The following is an 18,839-nucleotide window of genomic DNA, read 5'->3' on the forward strand; positions in this document are numbered from 1 at the left end:
ATCAGGATGTTGTTTTAGCGATAGACTATTCCGCCGTCCGTTAAAATGGATTGACCCGTAATATAGTCTGAATCTTCACTTGCCAGAAAAGCAACTAATGCGGCTACATCGTCTGGTGTTTGGGCTCTACCTAAAGCAATGCCTTCCACATATTTTTTATAAGTTTCACCAATTGCAGCACCGGTAATTTCAGCAAAACGTTTATCAATTTCAACCCACATGTCCGTTCCGACAATTCCGGGACAATATCCATTTACCGTAATACCGTGACTGGCATATTCTTTTGCCGCGGCTTGGGTAAGTGCTCGTACCGCAAATTTAGTTGCCGAGTAAATACCGAGTAAAGCAAACCCATCATGGCCTGCAATTGAGCAAGCATTAATGATTTTACCTTTATGTTGGCGTTGTTTAAATTTTGCAGCAGCAGCCTGTATTCCCCACAGCACGCCGCCAATATTAATATCAACAATATTTTGGAATTCATCAGGTGTGATATCAGCAATCGCTTGAACTTGTGCAATTCCAGCGTTATTAATCATGACATCAAACCCACCAAGTGTCTGCTCAGCATGATTTATAGCAGCATACACTTGCTCGCGGTCACTTACATCAGCAATAAATGTGCTCGCATTTACACCTAAAGCTTGAATTTCCTGCTGCACATCGTTCAGTCGATCTTGTTTCATATCAACTAATGCAATATGTGCCCCTTCTTGCGCCAAGCGCAGGGCAATCCCACGGCCAATGCCTTGGGCTGCCCCAGTCACTAAAGCAACTTTATTTTTTAATCCCTTAACCATGTTCAACTCCTGTAAATGTAGAATTTCTACATATGAATCGCTCGTTGCATTGAAGCCAAAATAGATTCATGCATGGCTTCTGATAATGTTGGATGCGGGAAAATCACTTGAGCTAAACTTTCATCAGTTGCTTCTAGATATTTCGCAATGGCAAATCCTTGGATATGTTCGGTCACTTCATGACCCACCATATGTGCACCAAGTAATTCACCCGTTTCTGCATGTACCACCGTTTTAACGAAACCTGACGCATCTCCAATTGCTAAAGCTTTACCATTTGCAGTTAAAGAAAACTTGCCAATACGTATAGGTAGATTCTTAGCTTTTGCTGCATTTTCCGTTAAACCAATACTCGCCACTTGTGGATGTGTAAAAATACAACCAGGTATCTGGCTACGGTCGAGTGAATGGACGTTTGCCACACCAGCGATTTTCTCGACACATATTATGGCTTCATGGCTTGCTTTATGAGCGAGACAAGGTGCTCCAGCAACATCCCCAATGGCATAAAGCCCTGCTACGTTGGTTTTACAATAGTCATCAATTGCCACAAAACCTTGTGGATTGAGTTCTACACCTAAACGTTCTAGTCCCAGCCCTGTGGTATTCGGCTGTACACCAATTGCCGAAAGCACGCGATCAAAAACAAGCGTTTGAACATCATTTGCCGTTTCAACCACACAGTGGACTTGCTCATTTTCAATCTGAATACTTTGAACGACAGCATCGGTTAAGACTTTCATACCTTTTTGTTCAAATTGTTTTCTAACAAATTGAGCAACTTCTGCATCTTCGGTCGGTAAAATTTGTTTAGCCAAATCAATAAGGGTCACCTGACATCCCAAATCTTGATAAAGACTGGCAAACTCACTACCAATTGCACCTGAACCTACAACCAGTAAACTTTTTGGTAACTGCTCTGGAACAAGCGCTTCTTTATAGCTCCAGACATATGTTCCATCGACAGGAAGTTGAGGAACATGTCGGGCTTTAGCTCCAGTTGCCAAAATGATATGTGGTGCACTCAAAGCCTGACTATGACCTTGAGCATCGGTCACTTCAATTTTTTCTTTCGCTGTAAGTTGAGCGCGACCACTAAAAACAGTGACCTGATTCTTTTTCAACAAGTAATCGATGCCTTGTACTAATTGAGCTGACACTTGTCGGCTATGTTGCACAAGCTTTTGAATATCAAAATCGAGTTGGGATACATGAAAACCAAACTGTCCAGCATGTTTAAACTGAGTTGCAAGCTCTGCGCCTGCAAGCAAAGCTTTAGTTGGAATACAGCCCCAATTTAGACAAATTCCGCCTAAATGTTGCTCTTCTACAATTGCGGTTTTTAACCCGAGCTGGGCTGCACGAATTGCAGCCACATACCCACCCGGTCCCGCGCCAATCACAATTAAATCAAATTGAGCTGCTGACATGCGGGTTCTCCTACACCAAAATTAAAGCAGGGTTTTCAACAAACTGCTTAAAGCTGGCCAAGAATTTCGCCCCAACTGCGCCATCAATAACTCGGTGATCGCATGACAACGTCGCTGTGACAATCTCACGAACCACTACATTGCCATTTTCGACAACAGCGCGAGATTCCGAAGCACCTAATGCCATAATTGCACCTTGCGGTGGGTTAATAATGGCATCGAACTGTTTAATGCCTAACATTCCTAAATTTGAAATGCTAAAGCTGCCTCCCTGAAACTCGTCAGGTTGTAACTTGCCAGTCTTAGCACGAGTTGCCAAATCACGCATGTCATCGGAAATTTGTGCCAACGATTTTTGATTCGCAGCTTTCACAATGGGTGTAATTAAACCGTTTGGAATCGCTACGGCCACGGAAATATCCGCTTGAGAGAACTGTAAAATTGATTGAGTAGCCTCATCAAATTGAACGTTTACCTCAGGTACTTTAATCAGTGCCGCAGCAGCTGCTTTAATTAGCATGTCATTAATAGAAAGTTTCACTTGTGGAACAGTCTCATTAATCTGCTTACGTAGTTTTTGCAAAGCCTCTACGTTGAGATCGACTACTAAGCGGAAATGCGGTGCATTACGTTTTGCAGTCTGTAAGCGTGAAGCAATCGCTTTACGCATCCCATTCATCGCCACAGTCGTAATTGTAGATTGTGGTTGAGCAACAGCACATTGAGCAGATTGTTCATTTACCGACGTTGGGTTATTACGATAGTAAACTGCCTCAACATCTTCTTTACAGACACGGCCACGAGTACCTGAAACACGGCAGTCATTTAGGTTAATGCCCCACTGCTTTGCTAAACGACGTGCCACAGGTGTCGCTAAAACTTGGCTATCATCGGCTGTAGATTTAACCACTTTAGCTTGAGTTTGCTGCTTAATATCAGACCATTGACCACCAGCAGCTTGCACAGCTTTTTGGATGTCCTGAACACTAATACGTCCTTCACGGCCAGAACCTGTAACTTTCGCTAAGTTCACATTGTGCTTTTCTGCAAGCTTTAATGCATGTGGTGTTGCAAACAACTCATTAGATGTTTGATAGCCTTGTAATGACTCTGGTACAGCGTAGTCATCTTTCGCTACTTTTGCAGGAGCTGAAGCACTAGCTGCTACAGTCTGTGGTTGTTCTGCTTTTTCAGCAACAGGTGCAGATGTTTCCGCTTTACTTTGCTCCGAAGGTGCTTCAGGTGCTTGAGCTGCTGAACCACCTAGTGATGCGATAAACTTTTCAATTTCTGCATCAGAAACTTCACTATCAGCACATACGGCAATAAGACCACCAACAGGTAAAGTATCACCATCTTTCGCTAAAATTTTACGGAGCGTTCCAGCAAAAGGCGCTTCTAACACATTAACGATTTTTGTGGTTTCAATTTCACAAATTTCATCGCCCTTATTAAAGCTATCACCCTCTTTAATCAACCATTGGGCGATCGTGCCTTCTTCCATGGATAATCCCCATTTCGGGATCTCCAGCGTTTTAATTTCGCTCATCCTAAGCCTCCAATGTTTTTCGCACAGCTTGCTCAATACGCTCTACACTTGGAATCCATTCTTTTTCTAAAACTGGAGAGAATGGAACAGGCGTATGTGGTGGCGTTACGAGTTCAACAGGTGCTTTCAAATAGTGGAAACCTTTTTGGGCGATCAGTGCAGCCACATCATGACCAAAGCCACAGCGTGCTGCTGATTCATCCACAATAACCACACGCCCAGTCGATGCAACAGACTCTAAAATTCCTTCTTCATCCAGAGGTGAAATTGTTCGAGGGTCGACCACTTCAACTGAAATACCATCTTTTGCAAGTTTGTCTGCCACTTCATTAGCGCGATGTACCATCAAACCTAAAGCAATAATGGTCACGTCTGTTCCTTCACGGGTGTAATTTGCTACACCAAAAGGAATGGTATATGCATCATCTGGAACTTCGCCTTTAATGTCATAAAGCATTTTATGTTCACAGAACACTACAGGGTCATCATCTCTAATAGCCTGAATTAATAGCCCTTTCACATCATATGGGCTAGATGGAACCACAACTTTTAAGCCCGGAACCGCAGCAAATACGTTATACGGTGACTGAGAATGCTGAGCTGCCGCAGAGAAACCTGCGCCAATCATGCCACGTACAACCATTGGCGCTTTTGCTTTTCCGCCAAACATATAACGGAATTTAGCGGCTTGGTTATAGAGCATGTCATGACACACGCCATAGAAATCCATAAACATTAAATCGGCAACAGGACGTAAACCTGTTGCTGCAGCACCAGCAGCCATACCGATAATTGCAGACTCGGTAATTGGGGTATCAATAACACGTTCCGAACCAAATTCTGTCCATAAACCTTTGGTTACGCCCAGTACACCACCGAAACCTTCTAACTGGTTTTCTTCAGTGTTTTTACCGCCGTGTCCACCACGAACATCTTCACCAACAACAAATACGGTTGGATCACGGCGCATTTCTGATTCAATGGCTTCTTTAATTGCATTACGAAAACTTTTATTTGGCATCTTTACTATTCCTTTAGTAAGAGACATAGACGTCAGTAAGGAGTTGTTCTGGTTTCGGATATGCCGCAGCACGGGCTTTAGCAACGGCATCATCAACATTTGCCTTTGAAGCTGCATCAATCTCGTCTAGTTTGGCTTCATCAATTTTGCCTTTGACTTTCTCACGGAAAATTTTCAAAGGATCTTTATTTTCTTTGATGAACTCGACTTCTTCTTTAGAACGAATCAAGCCAGGATCACCTTCGAAGTGGCCATAAAAACGGTTTGTGATGGTTTCAATCACGCTTGGACCTTCACCACGGCGCGCGCGTTCAATGGCAGTTTGAGCGGCTTCATAGACTGCAAAGAAGTCTGTACCATCAACTTTAACTGCCGGTAAACCAAAGCCTGCTGCACGACCAGCAATGTCTTTGCTTCCTACAGCGTAATCATGACCAGTCCCCTCACCAAAACCGTTATTTTCAAAAACGAAAATCACGGGAAGTTTAAGAACAACAGCCATGTTCATCGCTTCAAAAGTAAGGCCTTGGTTTGAACCACCATCACCTGTAAAAGACAGTCCGACTCCACCAGTCTTTAAAGTTTTCGCTGTCAACGCTGCACCAATTGCTAAAGGAGGCCCACCACCCACAATCCCGTTGGCACCGAGCATACCTTTATCTAAATCGGCAATATGCATAGAACCGCCTTTTCCACGGCATAGCCCGTCATCTTTACCGAAAATTTCCAGCATCATGGCGTGAATATCACAGCCTTTTGCAATACAGTGTCCATGTCCACGGTGTGTTGAAGTGATATAGTCTTTGTCGGTTAAGTTTTCGCAAATCCCGACTGCTACAGCTTCTTCTCCGCTATATAAGTGAATAAAGCCTGGAATATCACCATTGGTATTTTCTTCATGAAGTCGATCTTCAAATTCACGAATATCACGCATGCGTTTATATGCTGCGAGTAATTGCTCTTCCGTTAATTGCATATCCTTTTCCTTTATTATCTTGATTATTAAAAATCAACCAAGTTTCAGCGAGTGTTATATATTTCGCTATAAATAATAAAACTCAATTTAATTTAATATGCTATTAGACTAAAAAGTTTTAAATAAGTTTTTTAGCTATTAATTTTTATTTATCACAAACTTACATCGCAAAAATAAAATTAAAAAATTTTAATTCATTTCATGCACTTGTGAAACAAACCTTTAACCAACCTTTATTAATTTATAATATTTGCTGTGCACTATACGCATTAATAAATTCTTTATTTCTTATTTATAGAAATAAGGTTTTTTATTATAACCAGTCTAGTTGCAAATTAATTTAATATAAAATGGAATTTTATATATGGACTTAAAAAGGCAAATAGAAACAGGTATTAAGTTAAGAGGAATAGATAAAGTTTCTCGTATTCCCATTAAAATTTTACCTACCGAAGAATTACCTAAAAAGCCTGAATGGATTCGAGCAAAAATAACTGATTTCGAAGAAATTCAACGTATCAAAAATTTATTACGCCAACAAAAGCTACATAGTGTTTGCGAAGAAGCCGCATGTCCAAATCTACCTGAATGTTTTGGTGGTGGTACGGCAACATTTATGATTATGGGAGATATTTGTACAAGACGTTGCCCTTTCTGCGATGTAGCACATGGTCGTCCAATGCCTTTAGATGAAAATGAACCTAAACATCTAGCTGAGACGGTCGCTAACCTAAACTTAAAATATGTAGTCATTACCTCTGTAGACCGTGATGATCTACACGATGGTGGTGCAGCACATTTTGTGAAGTGTATTGAAGAAATCAGAAACCGTTGTCCAGATACGCTAATTGAAATTTTAGTTCCGGACTTTCGTGGCCGATTAGAAACAGCACTCTCTACATTAAGCTTATCACCACCCGATGTGTTTAATCATAATATTGAGACAGTACCGCGTTTATATAAAGCAATGCGCCCCGGTTCGGACTATCAGCATTCGTTAAATTTATTAAAACGTTTTAAAAAATACTGTCCTGATATCAAAACTAAATGTGGCCTAATGGTAGGGTTAGGAGAAATTGAAGCTGAGGTTATTGCTCTACTCAATGATTTAAAAGATCATGATGTAGATTTAGTGACTATTGGACAATATTTACAGCCCTCTAAATCACATGCCCCTATTCACCGGTTTGTGAATTTACAAGAATTTGAAAGATACACTCAGCATGGCCAGCGTTTAGGCTTTAAAAATATCTGGAGTGCGCCAATGGTCCGTTCTAGCTATTTTGCCGATCGGCAATATTTCGGTGAATCTGCACCAAAGCCATTTTCAAGAGAGGATGTTTTGTCATAGGGCGAGGCGAAATAACAAAACTTACCCAATAGGATAATAGTCAAATCGTTTAAAATTATTTAAGGTAAATGAAATAACGAGGAAATAGTCACAATAAGAAAGCTAAACCTGTTGAGCGGCTACGGATACGCCATTTCAACGATAAAGGAATTTCGATATGGATATGTCAAAACAATTATTATTGCCTTCTACAGACAACCTTCCGTCTTTCTTTAGACCGGAAACAATCTCTGAAACACCTTGTTTAGGAAAAAAGCCGTCACTCGATCTAGATGCGGCTCCTATATTTGATCTAGATCAGGAATGGCAACATTCCTTATTTGGTCGTTCAATCCAAGAGTGCCATAGAAATTTGATGCATATTGCTGAAGATGCGGATATGGCAATTGGGGTGACTGACCCTCACGGTACTTTACTCTGGACATGGAGTAGTACGCCTATGCGTTCATCTGCCGAACAAGTCCATTTTGTTGAAGGTGGACAATGGTCAACCCAAGCAGTTGGTCAAAATGCAATTGGTCTTGCACTAAATACACATTCTGCAAGTTGTGTTTATTCACATGAAAATCAGATGAACAGCGTTAGAGACTGGGTATGTTATGCAGCGCCTATCACCGATGCAAACACAGGCCAGTTTTACGGCATTATGAACTTATCAACTAAATATCAAAAGCATAACTCACTTGGAATTTTAGCTGTTGAACGCTGTGCTGATATTGTAAAACAAGCCATTCAACTTCATCAAAAGAACATTTTATATATTAAGGCGCTAGGCACGCCTAAGGTTCAATACAATCAACATGGCTTGACACTCACGCAGCGCCAAATCGAAATTTTATGTATTCTTGCTTTATGTCCGGAAGGCATAAACTTAGAAGAGCTTCACTATGCCTTATATGGCGATCGACCAGTGAGTACCACTACACTAAAAGCTGAGCTCTCACAGCTTCGAAACCTGATTCCCGATGTGATCGAGTCACGACCATATAGACTTAACTGTGAAATACAATGTGACTTTCTCATGGCTGAGCAAGCACTAAACTTAGGTTTTACTGCAACCACTTTAACACTGTATAGAGGTAGTTTTTTAGCCAAGTCAGAAAGTCCGTTTTTGTGTGCTTGGAGAGATTGCTTTGACGCCCGCTTGAGTCATGTTATCTATCAAATTGATGATGTAGACCAACTATTACGTGTGGTTAGCCGTGTTCCCGACCGTGTTGATGCCGTTGAACGCTTACTTGAACTTCTGCCCGAAGAAACACCGTATCGGGCAAAGCTCTTAAAATTGCTTGAATAAAATAAAAGGGAGAATATGTAGAATATTCTCCCTTTTTAAGTTGAGATCAAGCAGAGGCTTGAAGCTGTACTCTATAGCAATCGTCTAAAGCTAATTCATAATACCGCAGCCCTTCTTCCGCCGCATGAAATGCTTTTTGCTGCCAATCAGGACGTTCATTACACAAACGTTTAATCAGCTCCATGGCTTCATAAGGATGTAAATCATCATAATGAGCATGTGCACGTAACCAAGCTAAAGAACGCTTATCAATAGTAACTTCCGGATGATCCGTATAAGCGTGTATGCCTTTATAGACTTGAATAGACCAGTCACCTGTCGCCCATTCAATTGCCAAATTAGTCGCAGCCAGACATTCAGCCAAGTTGCCACGATGACTCATATTCCAAAGAAAATGATTCACCGCATTCATCGAAGCTGGTGGGCGAACACTATCGAGTTGTTCTACCGTTAATCCAAAACCTCTAGCCCAATCTCGATACCACTGTAAATGGCGCTCTTCGACCTTAATATTTTGAATTAACCAATCTCTTGTTTCAGTAACGCCAGGTTCTGCAAAAGCAGTTGCTTTAGCTAACGCACCAGCCATATATGACGGGAAATGCGCTACCAATGGATAGAAGTTAAGTAAAGCATAACGGAAACTTTCTAGGCTCAATCCCCCATTGGCCATTTCAGTAAAAAACGGATGTTTACTCACCCGCTCCTTCACTGGTAAAAGATCCTCCCAAAACCGCTGAGACCATCCATTATGCGGCGTAATTTCTAAACTCATTCCATATTGATTTAGAGCAGTCATTGCTAATTTTCCTATTTATATGACAGCAATCATCTGTACTTCACGGCTATAAGTCTATCCGAAAATGATAAAGATACAATCTTTAATCGACCATTTGTAATTTTTTCTCAAAGGTTTCGAATCTTTAGATAATTGTGACGCTAATCATTGAAATGTCGTGATTTTTATCACAATTAGGGGGCGTAAAAATCATTACTTTTTTAAAAAATCTGTATTATTATTTTAAATAAACCACACATTATATAACCAATACTTTTAGATGGAACTTTAATAAAACAAGTCTCATTTTATGCCAACTTCCAATATAGAGAGCATTAATTATGAAGTTGCAAGGTTCCAATATATTGGGACAGGAACAAATAGATTTATTAACCACACGCGGATTAAATTTCGTATGGTTTCCAAAGCAACTTGAAACGATATATCGTTTTCAATATCAAAATGGTGCAGCCTATGAGTTTCGCTATAGAGCACCTATTATTTTAATATTATATTTATTTTTAAGCTTTGGTATATACCAAGTTTTACCAACCGAACAAGTTTTATCCTGGTTAAGCTATTATTCTTGGGTAGGCATAATTGTTTTAATCGCCTGGATTTTATCATTTATTAAAAAATTAAATCAGTGGTTTGATTATTATGTAGGAATTGGTTCTTCCGCTGCCGTTGCCATAACATTTATCTTAATTAACGTTTTAGAAAATGGCCAAGATAATGTACTTTTTCATGCTGCAATGATGTATGCCATTGTGATTATCTATGGTGCGGTAGGCATGCGTTTTTATACTGCCATTATTGCAGGATGGGTCGGCGGTCTTATTGGTATTTTGGTAAGTACCTATTTGAACGGAGACATAGACTGGACCTTCCTGAACCGTACATATACGTTTAGTAGTTTCTTAGGCATGACCCTTGCCTATGCTACGGATCGTCAGCACCGTGAAAACTATTTACAAAACTGTATGATTGAGCTTAACCGTATTGAACTCATGCAACAAGCTCAACAACTGTCACTGCTTTCTCAACAAGATGCTTTAACCGGGCTTGCTAACCGACGTTATCTTGATGAAACACTTGATAATGAATGGCGACGCGCATTACGCCATGAGACTCCTCTTACTATTATGATGGTTGATATCGACTTCTTTAAACCATATAACGATAGCTTAGGCCATCTCAAGGGTGATCAGTGTTTAAAAGATATTGCGACTGCAATTTCCTCAATTGCTGCTCGTAGTGGCGATTTGGTAGCCCGTTATGGCGGTGAAGAATTCTTACTTCTATTCCCAATGACAAATGCACAACAAGCCAAAATTCAGGCCGAAAGATTAATGAATGCAATTAAGAAAATTGCTATTGTTCATCCATGTAGTAGTGTTTCACCATACGTAACCATTAGTGTTGGCGTGGCGACCACAATTCCACGTTTAAATGATTCAATTTCTGCTTTTGTTAGTCGTGCTGATCATGCGCTCTATCAGGCAAAAACAAATGGCCGCAATCAATATCAAATTGCTTTGAATGAAGAACAAATTGTAGATCTAACTTAATGATTTATTTTTAAGGTAATCATGTGATTTCAATAAAAATAGAAAAGCCACATAATTTTCATTATGTGGCTTTTTTAATACGCTGATTAGAACTAACTATGGTTCAATTGGCGCAAATGGAGGAACAACATCCGCGTTTTGAGCACGGTGGCGTAAGAAATGATCCATTAGAACTATTGCTAACATTGCTTCCGCAATTGGAGTTGCTCGAACGCCTACGCACGGGTCATGACGGCCTTTAGTTAACACATCAGTATCTTCACGATTTAAGTTAATCGTTTTACCCGGAGTAGTAATACTTGCTGTTGGTTTTAGTGCAATCGCCACACGAATGGTCTGGCCACTTGAAATACCACCCAAGATACCACCAGCATGATTTGCTAGAAAACCATGACTAGTCAATTCGTCACGTGTTTCATGTCCGAACTGTCCTGCTACAGCAAAACCATCACCAATTTCAACGCCTTTAACTGCATTAATACTCATCATTGCATGTGCAATATCAGCATCTAAACGGTCAAAGACAGGCTCCCCCCAACCTACAGGAACTTTTTCGGCTAAAATTTCTAACTTAGCACCGCAACTTGTACCTTGCTCACGTAAAGATGTAACTAATGCTTCAAAACGAGGAACAGCATCTACATCGCCACAGAAAAATGGATTATTTGGAACTTCATTCCAATCTAGTTTTTCAGCAACTTCATTACCAATTTGAGTCACATGACCGCGGATCAGAACACCAAATTTTTCTGCTAAATATTTCTTCGCAATAGCACCAGCTGCAACACGCATAGCAGTTTCACGAGCACTTGAACGGCCACCACCACGATAGTCGCGGAAACCATACTTTTGCGTATAAGTGTAATCTGCGTGACCCGGTCTAAAAGTTTGTGCAATATTTCCATAATCTTTCGATTTTTGGTCTGTATTGCGAATGAGTAAACCAATTGGCGTACCAGTAGTTTTACCCTCAAACACACCAGAAATGATTTCAACCTGATCAGGCTCTTTACGCTGAGTCGCAAATTTCGAGGTTCCCGGCTTACGGCGATCCAAATCTTTTTGCAAATCTTCTTCAGTTAATGCAAGGCCTGGTGGCACTCCATCAACAATTGCCATTAAACCAACCCCATGCGATTCACCGCATGTAGTCACACGAAAGAGTTGTCCAATACTGTTCCCTGCCATATGTCCAACTCCTTAAACTTGTTCTTCAAATAATTTTCTATAACGACGACATTGTTCAGCAGTCAAAGCAAAAATACCTGAACCACCTTTTTGGAAAGTAAGCCAATTGAAATCAACTGTATTAAAGTTTTGGCGCATTGCCCATTCAGAGTTACCGACTTCAATAACAATAAGACCATCTTCCGTTAAGTAATCTGCCGCTTGAGCAAGCATTTTACGAACCAGGTCTAAACCATCCTGACCTGCTGCTAATGCAAGTTCAGGTTCATGTAAAAACTCTTCCGGCAAGTCAGCCATGTCTTCGGCATCAACATACGGAGGGTTACTTACAATTAAATCGTACTGGTTTTCAGCTGGAATTTTTTCAAATAAATCCGACTCAAGTAATGCAACTTGGTATTGTTTATTGTGATGTTCAACGTTAATTGATGCTACTTCTAAAGCTTCTTTAGAGATGTCTGTTGCATCTACTTCTGCATCTGGATAAGCATAAGCTAAAGCTACCGCAATACAGCCAGAACCTGTACACATATCTAAAATACGTTGTGGCGTTTTAGGCTTGGTATTTTCTGGTAAGTTATTAAGCGCTTCACGCATTTGGCCATTTTCATCTAAACAATATGGCGCAAAACGTTGCTCAATTAACTCTGCAATTGGTGAGCGAGGAATAAGTACGCGCTCATCCACATAAAATGGCTTATTAAAGAAATAAGCTAAATTTAATAAATAAGAAGTCGGAATACGCTCATTAATACGGCGTTCCAACAAGCTTAAGAATTCTGCTTTTTCACTTGGTAAAAGCTTTGCATCTAAAATCTCTGAATCTGCTGACCATTCAAGAGATAAGGTTTGTAAAACTAATGCAGAGCTTTCTGCGAAATAATCTTCAGTACCTTGTCCTAAATGTGCATCATATTGACGTAATGCTGACACCCCAAAACGAATAAAATCTCGAATTGTTGATAAATTTTCAGCAGCTTCCTGTAAATGTTCAGGGCTAATCGTCGGTCGCTCCACTTAGGCGTCTCCAAAGGCAAATTTTGCAAAGTGACTATTCTACTGAGTGAGGTAGTGCAAAGCAACGCTTTGCCTTGTGAACCAGTGTTTTACATATCTATCTCGAACAGTCACGGCTCAAAATCAAAATACTTTGTTTTAATTAAGAAATAATGAACTTTATAAGTAGCTTTAGATGTAGTCTTTGAAACAAAAAGCGGCCCTTAAATACTGACCGCTTTTCGAGTTTAGTCGACTTAAAGCTTAAGCTTTTCGGCAATATAATCAGAGTCTTTATCTCCACGGCCCGATAAATTCACCACGATCATGGTTTCTTTCGGCAGTTTTGGCGCTTCACGTATTGTCCATGCGACAGCATGTGAGCTTTCAAGCGCAGGAACAATACCTTCAACTCGTGATAAGGTCATAAACGCATCTAAACATTCTTGGTCAGTTGCAGTGCTATATTCCACACGGCCTAAATCTTTTAAGAAACTATGTTGTGGCCCAACACCAGGATAGTCCAATCCTGAAGCGATAGAATGCACAGGTAAAGGTTCACCAGCCTCATTTTCAAGAACATAACATGCCATACCATGAATTTGGCCTGGTTTACCTAATGTTAGGGTTGCCGAATGCATATTTGTATCTAGCCCATGCCCAGCAGGTTCAACTCCTACAAGTTTTACATCCGAATCGTTTAAAAAAGCTGTAAAGGCACCGATTGCATTTGAACCGCCACCGACACATGCGACAACATAATCTGGGTTTTTACCAAATCGTTGATGCGTCTGCTCTTTAATTTCCCTACCAATAATTGATTGAAAATCTCGAACCATTTTAGGAAATGGATGGGGTCCAACCACAGAACCAATCGCATAAATAAAGTTTTTAGGATCTTTTAAATATTCTTCAAACGCGCTATCTACAGCATCTTTTAAGGTTGCTGTACCGCGAGTTACTGACACCAAATGAGCGCCCAAAATTTTCATTTTGACCACATTTGGATGCTCTTTTTCAATATCTACTTGCCCCATGTGGATCTCACATGGAATACCAACTAAAGCACAAGCCGTTGCTAAAGCCACCCCATGCTGACCCGCACCCGTTTCGGCAATGACTTTCTTTTTGCCCATATATTTAGCAAGTAAAGCCTCACCTAAACAGTGATTAATTTTATGGGCACCGGTATGATTTAAGTCTTCACGCTTTAAATAAATTTGCGCGCCACCTAACTGTTCTGAAAGGCGTTTTGCATGAAATAAAGGACTTGGACGGCCGACATAATTTGCAAAGAGGTCTGCTAATTCATTTTGAAATTCTGGTGTATGGCGAATTTCTTCATAAGCAACATTAATTTCATCCATTGCTTCTTTTAAATGTGGAGGAATAAATTGCCCTCCATATTCACCAAAAAATCCTTGTTCATTCGGTAAAGCAATACCATTAATTTGATGTTGCATATCATCCCTCTTTTTAAATTATTAAAGTTATCAAGTTTATCGAGAAAGGTAACGCGTCAAATCCTCAATGCCTTTTAGGGTCATTGGATACATATGGTTTTCAAAAATCTCTTTAATCCAACCAATTGTTTGAGTGTAATGCCAATACCCTTCTGTTTCAGGGTTTAACCATGCTGTTTTATCAAAATGCTGACGTAGGCGACGTAACCAAACTTCACCTGCTTCATCATTCATATATTCAACCGAGCCACCTACTGATTTCAGCTCATACGGTGCCATACTGGCATCACCTACGACAATTACACGATAGTCACGTCCGTAAGTATGAAACAAATCCCACGTATTCATGCGAGTAGCTGTTCTTCGGTAGTTATCTTTCCAAACATAGTCATAAAGACAATTATGGAAATAAAAGTATTCAAGCGTTTTAAATTCTGTTTTAGCTGCGCTGAATAACTTTTCACATTGGGCAATGTGTGCATCCATCGAACCACCTACATCAAACAACATGAGCACTTTGATTCGATTTCGACGCTCTGGCACCATTTGAACGTCAAGAATACCCTGCTTGGCCGTTTCTCGAATAGTTCCATCAACGTCTAACTCTTCAGCTGCGCCTTGGCGAGCAAATTTACGTAACCGTCGCAAAGCAATTTGCATCTGACGAGTACCAAGAACTTGGTCATCATCTAGATTTTGGTATTTCCGCTGTTCCCAGACTTTAACCGCCGAGCGTTTACGACCTGGCCCACCAATTCTGACACCTTCCGGATGGTCACCAAAAGCGCCAAAGGGTGAAGTACCACCCGTGCCAACCATACGGTTACCACCTTGGTGTTTTTTATGCTGTTCACGTAAACGCTCTTCTAGCATTTTCATCAGTTCTTCTAAAGAATCTGCTTTTTGAAGTTCAGCTCTTTGCTCTGGTGTTAAATGCTTTTCTAGAAGTTCTAAGTCGAACCAGTCTTTTGGAAGTTTATGGACTTGCTTGAGTAACTCATCAATATCAAAGGTTTCTATGCCATCAAAGTAATCTTTCATGGCACGATCGAACTTATCAAAAAAACGTTCATCTTTAACTAAAATGGTTTTAGCAAGTTGATAGAAATCTTCTTGATCGGCAAAAACTAGCCCTTCGCTTACTGCACGATTTAAGTCAATCAGTTCACGAGTCGTGACTGGAACACCATATTTTCGTAAGGTGTAAAATAACCGCACAAACATGGGTTATTCCCTCCTTTAACGTCGCGACATGAAAGCCAAACGTTCAAGCAGTTGCACATCTTGTTCGTTTTTAATGAGTGCGCCATACAAAGGTGGAATAGCTTTTGATGTATCTCGATTACGTAGTACATCTTCAGGCATATCATCTGCCATAAGCAGACTCAACCAATCGATCAGTTCAGATGTAGATGGTGGTTTCTTCAAGTTAGGAATTTCACGGAGCTTAAAGAAAACTTGAAGCGCTTCATTTACCAAAGTTGCAGAGATATTCGGGAAATGTACCGAGATAATTTCGCGCATCGTTGCTTCATCTGGGAACTCAATGTAATGGAAGAAACAGCGACGCAAAAAAGCATCTGGTAATTCTTTTTCATTATTTGAAGTAATAATTACGATTGGACGTTGAGTAGCCGTAATTGTTTCGCCTGTTTCATAAACATAAAAAGACATTTTATCAAGTTCATGTAACAGGTCATTTGGAAACTCAATGTCTGCCTTATCAATTTCATCAATTAAAAGCACACAGCGCTCTTCACTGGTGAAAGCTTCCCACAATTTACCGGGCTTAATATAGTTCTTAATATCGTAAACACGATCATCACCAAGTTGGCTATCACGTAAACGAGACACAGCATCGTATTCATATAAGCCTTGCTGTGCCTTAGTCGTTGACTTGATGTGCCAAGTAATGAGTTTTAAACCAAGACTTTCTGCCACTTGCTCGGCAAGTAAAGTCTTACCTGTACCCGGCTCACCTTTAACCAATAAAGGCTTTTGCAAAGCACGAGCTGCTTTTACAGCAAGTTTAAGACTATCAGTCGCGATATATTGATCTGTACCGGTAAAATGTTGGGTATCAGCAGACATGTAGAGACCTTATTTTTCTATTTCAATGGTTAGATGGAACGCATGCTTTTGTTTGTTATATATTTTGACCAACAATAGCCAATAACCAAACCTAGACCGATTACAAACAGAATTAAGGATAAATTTGACCAGATTAAAGGACTGTCTTTAGTTAAAACACCAAATAGTAGTCCAAAAATAGCTGGCGCTACAGATGCATTAGGCCCTTCCGAAACAGTCGGTGTCACCAAAATAGCAAAAACAACTAACCAGCTTATTGCGCCCAAAGTGGTAGGTAAGCGGCGCATTAAACGCCACCAGCACCACAAGGCAATAATAGCGCCAACGCCATAAGCTGTTAAAGCAATAATCTCTTCAGGAATTGCATCGAGAGAAGAAAGTAATTGATTTAAAATTCCAGCTTGATCTTCACGCACCACGTAAGCCCTCTGGTTCAACTGCATTTGGGTTAATTAACCCTTCTGGCGGCATCTGAATAAAGAAGCCTTTTGTTTGTAATGAGTCTAGAACATGTAAAACATTTACACGCGCTAATTTACGTGTTGGAGCCAATTCTAAATGCATGACAAACGTTGCGCGACCAAAGGCTTGTAAAACAGCTTCTGGAACTTTTTCAAACGGATCGGTTTGCTCCGTCTCATCAGGATAGTTTGGACGAGCAATATAAATGTACATTTCATCTTTTTTGCTCGATCTATAAATATCACAGTGCATTTCAAATCAACTCTTGAACTAAGGACAGCATACATGAAAAAAAACGACAGACACACGCAGGTTTGTTTACGCATCAGTCGTTTTTTCTTTTCTTGCGAAATATTAACCTACAACAATCATTAAGGTCGATAAATAACTTTTAATTTTCCAAAGTTTTAAATTTTCAACCTTCATTAACTCTTTAATTTTACATAAAAAATCTTTTTGTCGACTTTTATAAAATAAAAATTTTACATTTTAAAAACAATAAAATTTGAACTAAAGCAGACTAGCTTTGATTTAATCTATTGAATTTTATAAATTTACGGTTAAGTATAAAGTTAAATAAGCTCTAAATAAGATTCAACTTATGTATACAGGATAAGACATTATTTAACCGTTTTTGATTTTTAATATGATTCAATAATAGAAGATCTTAAAAGAAAATATGGAGGTCTATGCTATGTCTCGTGGCGACAAATCATCTTATACAGCAAAACAAAAACGTCAGGCGAAACATATTGTTGAGAGTGAAGTAGATAGAGGTCACTCTCAAGAAGAAGCTGAACGTATTGCATGGTCTACCGTCAATAAACAAGATGGCGGCGGCAAGAAAAAATCACATTAAAACTACCACTGGATACTTCTTTAGTTAGCTCTATGACTAAAGAAGTATCTTATCAACATGTTAACGCTAGCATTAAAAGATTCTTGAGCCTTGCATATAATCATTACTTACCTGATTTAAAGTATTTAAGATTATATGGTCATCTTGAGTACGTAAGGCTTCATTTAAGCGATTCATGTAATTCACTAACATTTCTTTCGAAGCTTGAGCGAACTCGGTAGTTACCGCTTCATCTTCATATAAGATGACATAACTACGGGCAAACCCATAAATGAGATAAATTACAGCTTTTTCGTTTAGGTCTGATGAGTGTTTGAGATGGTGTTCACAGGCACTTTTTAAATTCTTAAATGCATCTGTACCAGTAGATTGATTTTTGAAAGATGAAAGTATTGTTTGAAAGTTCATATCCATATTCCACTCAAAAAGTAAAGCTACAGAAGAAGGATAAACCTGTCAAACAATATGTTGATTATTATGAATTTAGATTGTAAAAAATTATAAAAAACGCCCAAAATTATGGGCGTTTTCATTGAACAAAAGCTTAGAAACTGACTTCAATATTGACTGTTGTACCTGATTGCTCAATATTGGTTGAGACATTAAAACCTCGTGTTTTTAACTCTTCCTCTACCTGTGTGATATGTTCAGGATGCAAAGCATCTATTGGAAATTGAAAAACTGCCCGTCGCTTACCTTCTTTCGAGATTTCCTCGGTTCCAGATAAAATTTTTTCTAACAATAGTGCTTGATCTATTTTTACGTCTTTCGCATTTTTTCTTGCCTGTTCAGCATTAAAATTATTCGTCATATTTATATCTCTAATTATTAGTAGTTTTCATTTATAACATAAAAAAATTGATCTCAATATTAGCTTATTATTGATTTTAAAAACTTTTTACTCCTCCATATATAAAATTAGAGGCCTCCTCTCCCCGAGAAGGCCTCTATATTTCTGCACCGAAACAAACTTATAGTTATATATTGTTTATTTTGAAATTGTTTTT

The 18,839-nt window shown here is 39.5% G+C and carries 19 protein-coding genes; 4 read left to right on the forward strand and 15 right to left on the reverse strand.

The features are described from left to right. Positions 1-14: 14 nt before the first annotated feature. From KNQ97_RS00570 to KNQ97_RS00590, 5 genes are read right to left on the reverse strand one after another with little or no spacing between them, the layout of a single operon-like run. Positions 15-800, reverse strand: a complete 786-nt coding sequence (locus KNQ97_RS00570) for an acetoin reductase (protein ID WP_253611659.1) — start codon at positions 798-800, stop codon at positions 15-17. Between the two features lie 26 nt (positions 801-826). Further along, positions 827-2,230: a dihydrolipoyl dehydrogenase gene (gene lpdA, locus KNQ97_RS00575; protein ID WP_253611660.1), complete on the reverse strand. Its 1,404-nt coding sequence runs from the start codon at positions 2,228-2,230 to the stop codon at positions 827-829. A gap of 10 nt (positions 2,231-2,240) precedes the next feature. Next, entirely contained in the window at positions 2,241-3,779 is a 1,539-nt protein-coding gene (locus tag KNQ97_RS00580; protein WP_253611661.1) for a 2-oxo acid dehydrogenase subunit E2, read from the reverse strand. Position 3,780: 1 nt separating this feature from the next. Further along, positions 3,781-4,800: an alpha-ketoacid dehydrogenase subunit beta gene (locus KNQ97_RS00585; protein ID WP_001133053.1), complete on the reverse strand. Its 1,020-nt coding sequence runs from the start codon at positions 4,798-4,800 to the stop codon at positions 3,781-3,783. Between the two features lie 13 nt (positions 4,801-4,813). Continuing rightward, the gene (locus KNQ97_RS00590; protein WP_001177517.1) at positions 4,814-5,776 is read right to left on the reverse strand and encodes a thiamine pyrophosphate-dependent dehydrogenase E1 component subunit alpha; all 963 of its coding nucleotides are present in this window, start codon (positions 5,774-5,776) and stop codon (positions 4,814-4,816) included. Positions 5,777-6,140: 364 nt separating this feature from the next. Here KNQ97_RS00590 and lipA point away from each other — a divergent pair, with 364 nt between their 5' ends. Continuing rightward, a complete protein-coding gene (gene lipA, locus KNQ97_RS00595; protein WP_000364555.1) occupies positions 6,141-7,127 on the forward strand; it encodes a lipoyl synthase in 987 nt (328 codons plus the stop codon). 157 nt (positions 7,128-7,284) lie between these two features. Next, a complete protein-coding gene (locus tag KNQ97_RS00600; protein WP_000367591.1) occupies positions 7,285-8,424 on the forward strand; it encodes a helix-turn-helix domain-containing protein in 1,140 nt (379 codons plus the stop codon). 46 nt (positions 8,425-8,470) lie between these two features. Here KNQ97_RS00600 and KNQ97_RS00605 read toward each other — a convergent pair whose 3' ends face one another. Then, entirely contained in the window at positions 8,471-9,223 is a 753-nt protein-coding gene (locus KNQ97_RS00605; protein WP_000126114.1) for a TenA family transcriptional regulator, read from the reverse strand. Positions 9,224-9,543: 320 nt separating this feature from the next. Between KNQ97_RS00605 and KNQ97_RS00610 the strand changes: the two genes are divergently transcribed. Next, positions 9,544-10,773, forward strand: a complete 1,230-nt coding sequence (locus KNQ97_RS00610) for a GGDEF domain-containing protein (protein ID WP_000775755.1) — start codon at positions 9,544-9,546, stop codon at positions 10,771-10,773. A 96-nt stretch (positions 10,774-10,869) separates the two neighbouring features. Here the strand turns inward: KNQ97_RS00610 and aroC are convergent, their stop codons facing one another. The 7 genes from aroC to KNQ97_RS00645 all read right to left on the reverse strand — a co-directional run bounded on the left by aroC (position 10,870) and on the right by KNQ97_RS00645 (position 17,180). Next, positions 10,870-11,961: a chorismate synthase gene (aroC, locus tag KNQ97_RS00615; protein ID WP_000918444.1), complete on the reverse strand. Its 1,092-nt coding sequence runs from the start codon at positions 11,959-11,961 to the stop codon at positions 10,870-10,872. Between the two features lie 12 nt (positions 11,962-11,973). Then, positions 11,974-12,978: a 50S ribosomal protein L3 N(5)-glutamine methyltransferase gene (gene prmB, locus KNQ97_RS00620; protein ID WP_000441019.1), complete on the reverse strand. Its 1,005-nt coding sequence runs from the start codon at positions 12,976-12,978 to the stop codon at positions 11,974-11,976. Positions 12,979-13,214: 236 nt separating this feature from the next. Further along, complete coding sequence (trpB, locus tag KNQ97_RS00625) at positions 13,215-14,420, reverse strand: tryptophan synthase subunit beta (RefSeq protein WP_253611662.1); 1,206 nt, start codon at positions 14,418-14,420, stop codon at positions 13,215-13,217. A gap of 36 nt (positions 14,421-14,456) precedes the next feature. Continuing rightward, positions 14,457-15,644, reverse strand: a complete 1,188-nt coding sequence (locus KNQ97_RS00630) for a VWA domain-containing protein (RefSeq protein WP_253611663.1) — start codon at positions 15,642-15,644, stop codon at positions 14,457-14,459. A 15-nt stretch (positions 15,645-15,659) separates the two neighbouring features. Next, positions 15,660-16,511 (reverse strand): MoxR family ATPase, encoded by an 852-nt coding sequence (locus KNQ97_RS00635; RefSeq protein WP_001271636.1) that lies wholly within the window; start codon positions 16,509-16,511, stop codon positions 15,660-15,662. A 29-nt stretch (positions 16,512-16,540) separates the two neighbouring features. Then, on the reverse strand, positions 16,541-16,927 hold the full coding sequence (locus KNQ97_RS00640) for a hypothetical protein (protein ID WP_001206390.1): 387 nt from the start codon (positions 16,925-16,927) through the stop codon (positions 16,541-16,543). Beyond that, on the reverse strand, positions 16,920-17,180 hold the full coding sequence (locus KNQ97_RS00645; protein WP_253611761.1) for a YcgL domain-containing protein: 261 nt from the start codon (positions 17,178-17,180) through the stop codon (positions 16,920-16,922). Before KNQ97_RS00645 ends, KNQ97_RS00640 begins: the two co-directional genes overlap by 8 nt. 487 nt (positions 17,181-17,667) lie before the next feature. On the opposite strand from KNQ97_RS00645, the gene KNQ97_RS00650 reads away from it, so the two are divergent. Beyond that, positions 17,668-17,832: a hypothetical protein gene (locus tag KNQ97_RS00650; RefSeq protein ID WP_000086293.1), complete on the forward strand. Its 165-nt coding sequence runs from the start codon at positions 17,668-17,670 to the stop codon at positions 17,830-17,832. A gap of 72 nt (positions 17,833-17,904) precedes the next feature. Here the strand turns inward: KNQ97_RS00650 and KNQ97_RS00655 are convergent, their stop codons facing one another. Both KNQ97_RS00655 and KNQ97_RS00660 read right to left on the reverse strand, forming a co-directional pair. Then, positions 17,905-18,246 (reverse strand): hypothetical protein, encoded by a 342-nt coding sequence (locus tag KNQ97_RS00655; RefSeq protein WP_000367436.1) that lies wholly within the window; start codon positions 18,244-18,246, stop codon positions 17,905-17,907. Positions 18,247-18,376: 130 nt separating this feature from the next. Next, on the reverse strand, positions 18,377-18,643 hold the full coding sequence (locus KNQ97_RS00660) for a hypothetical protein (RefSeq protein WP_000183704.1): 267 nt from the start codon (positions 18,641-18,643) through the stop codon (positions 18,377-18,379). Between the last annotated feature and the right edge of the window lie 196 nt (positions 18,644-18,839).

The organism is Acinetobacter sp. UC24323, from assembly GCF_024151445.1.
Classification (GTDB): domain Bacteria; phylum Pseudomonadota; class Gammaproteobacteria; order Pseudomonadales; family Moraxellaceae; genus Acinetobacter; species Acinetobacter baumannii.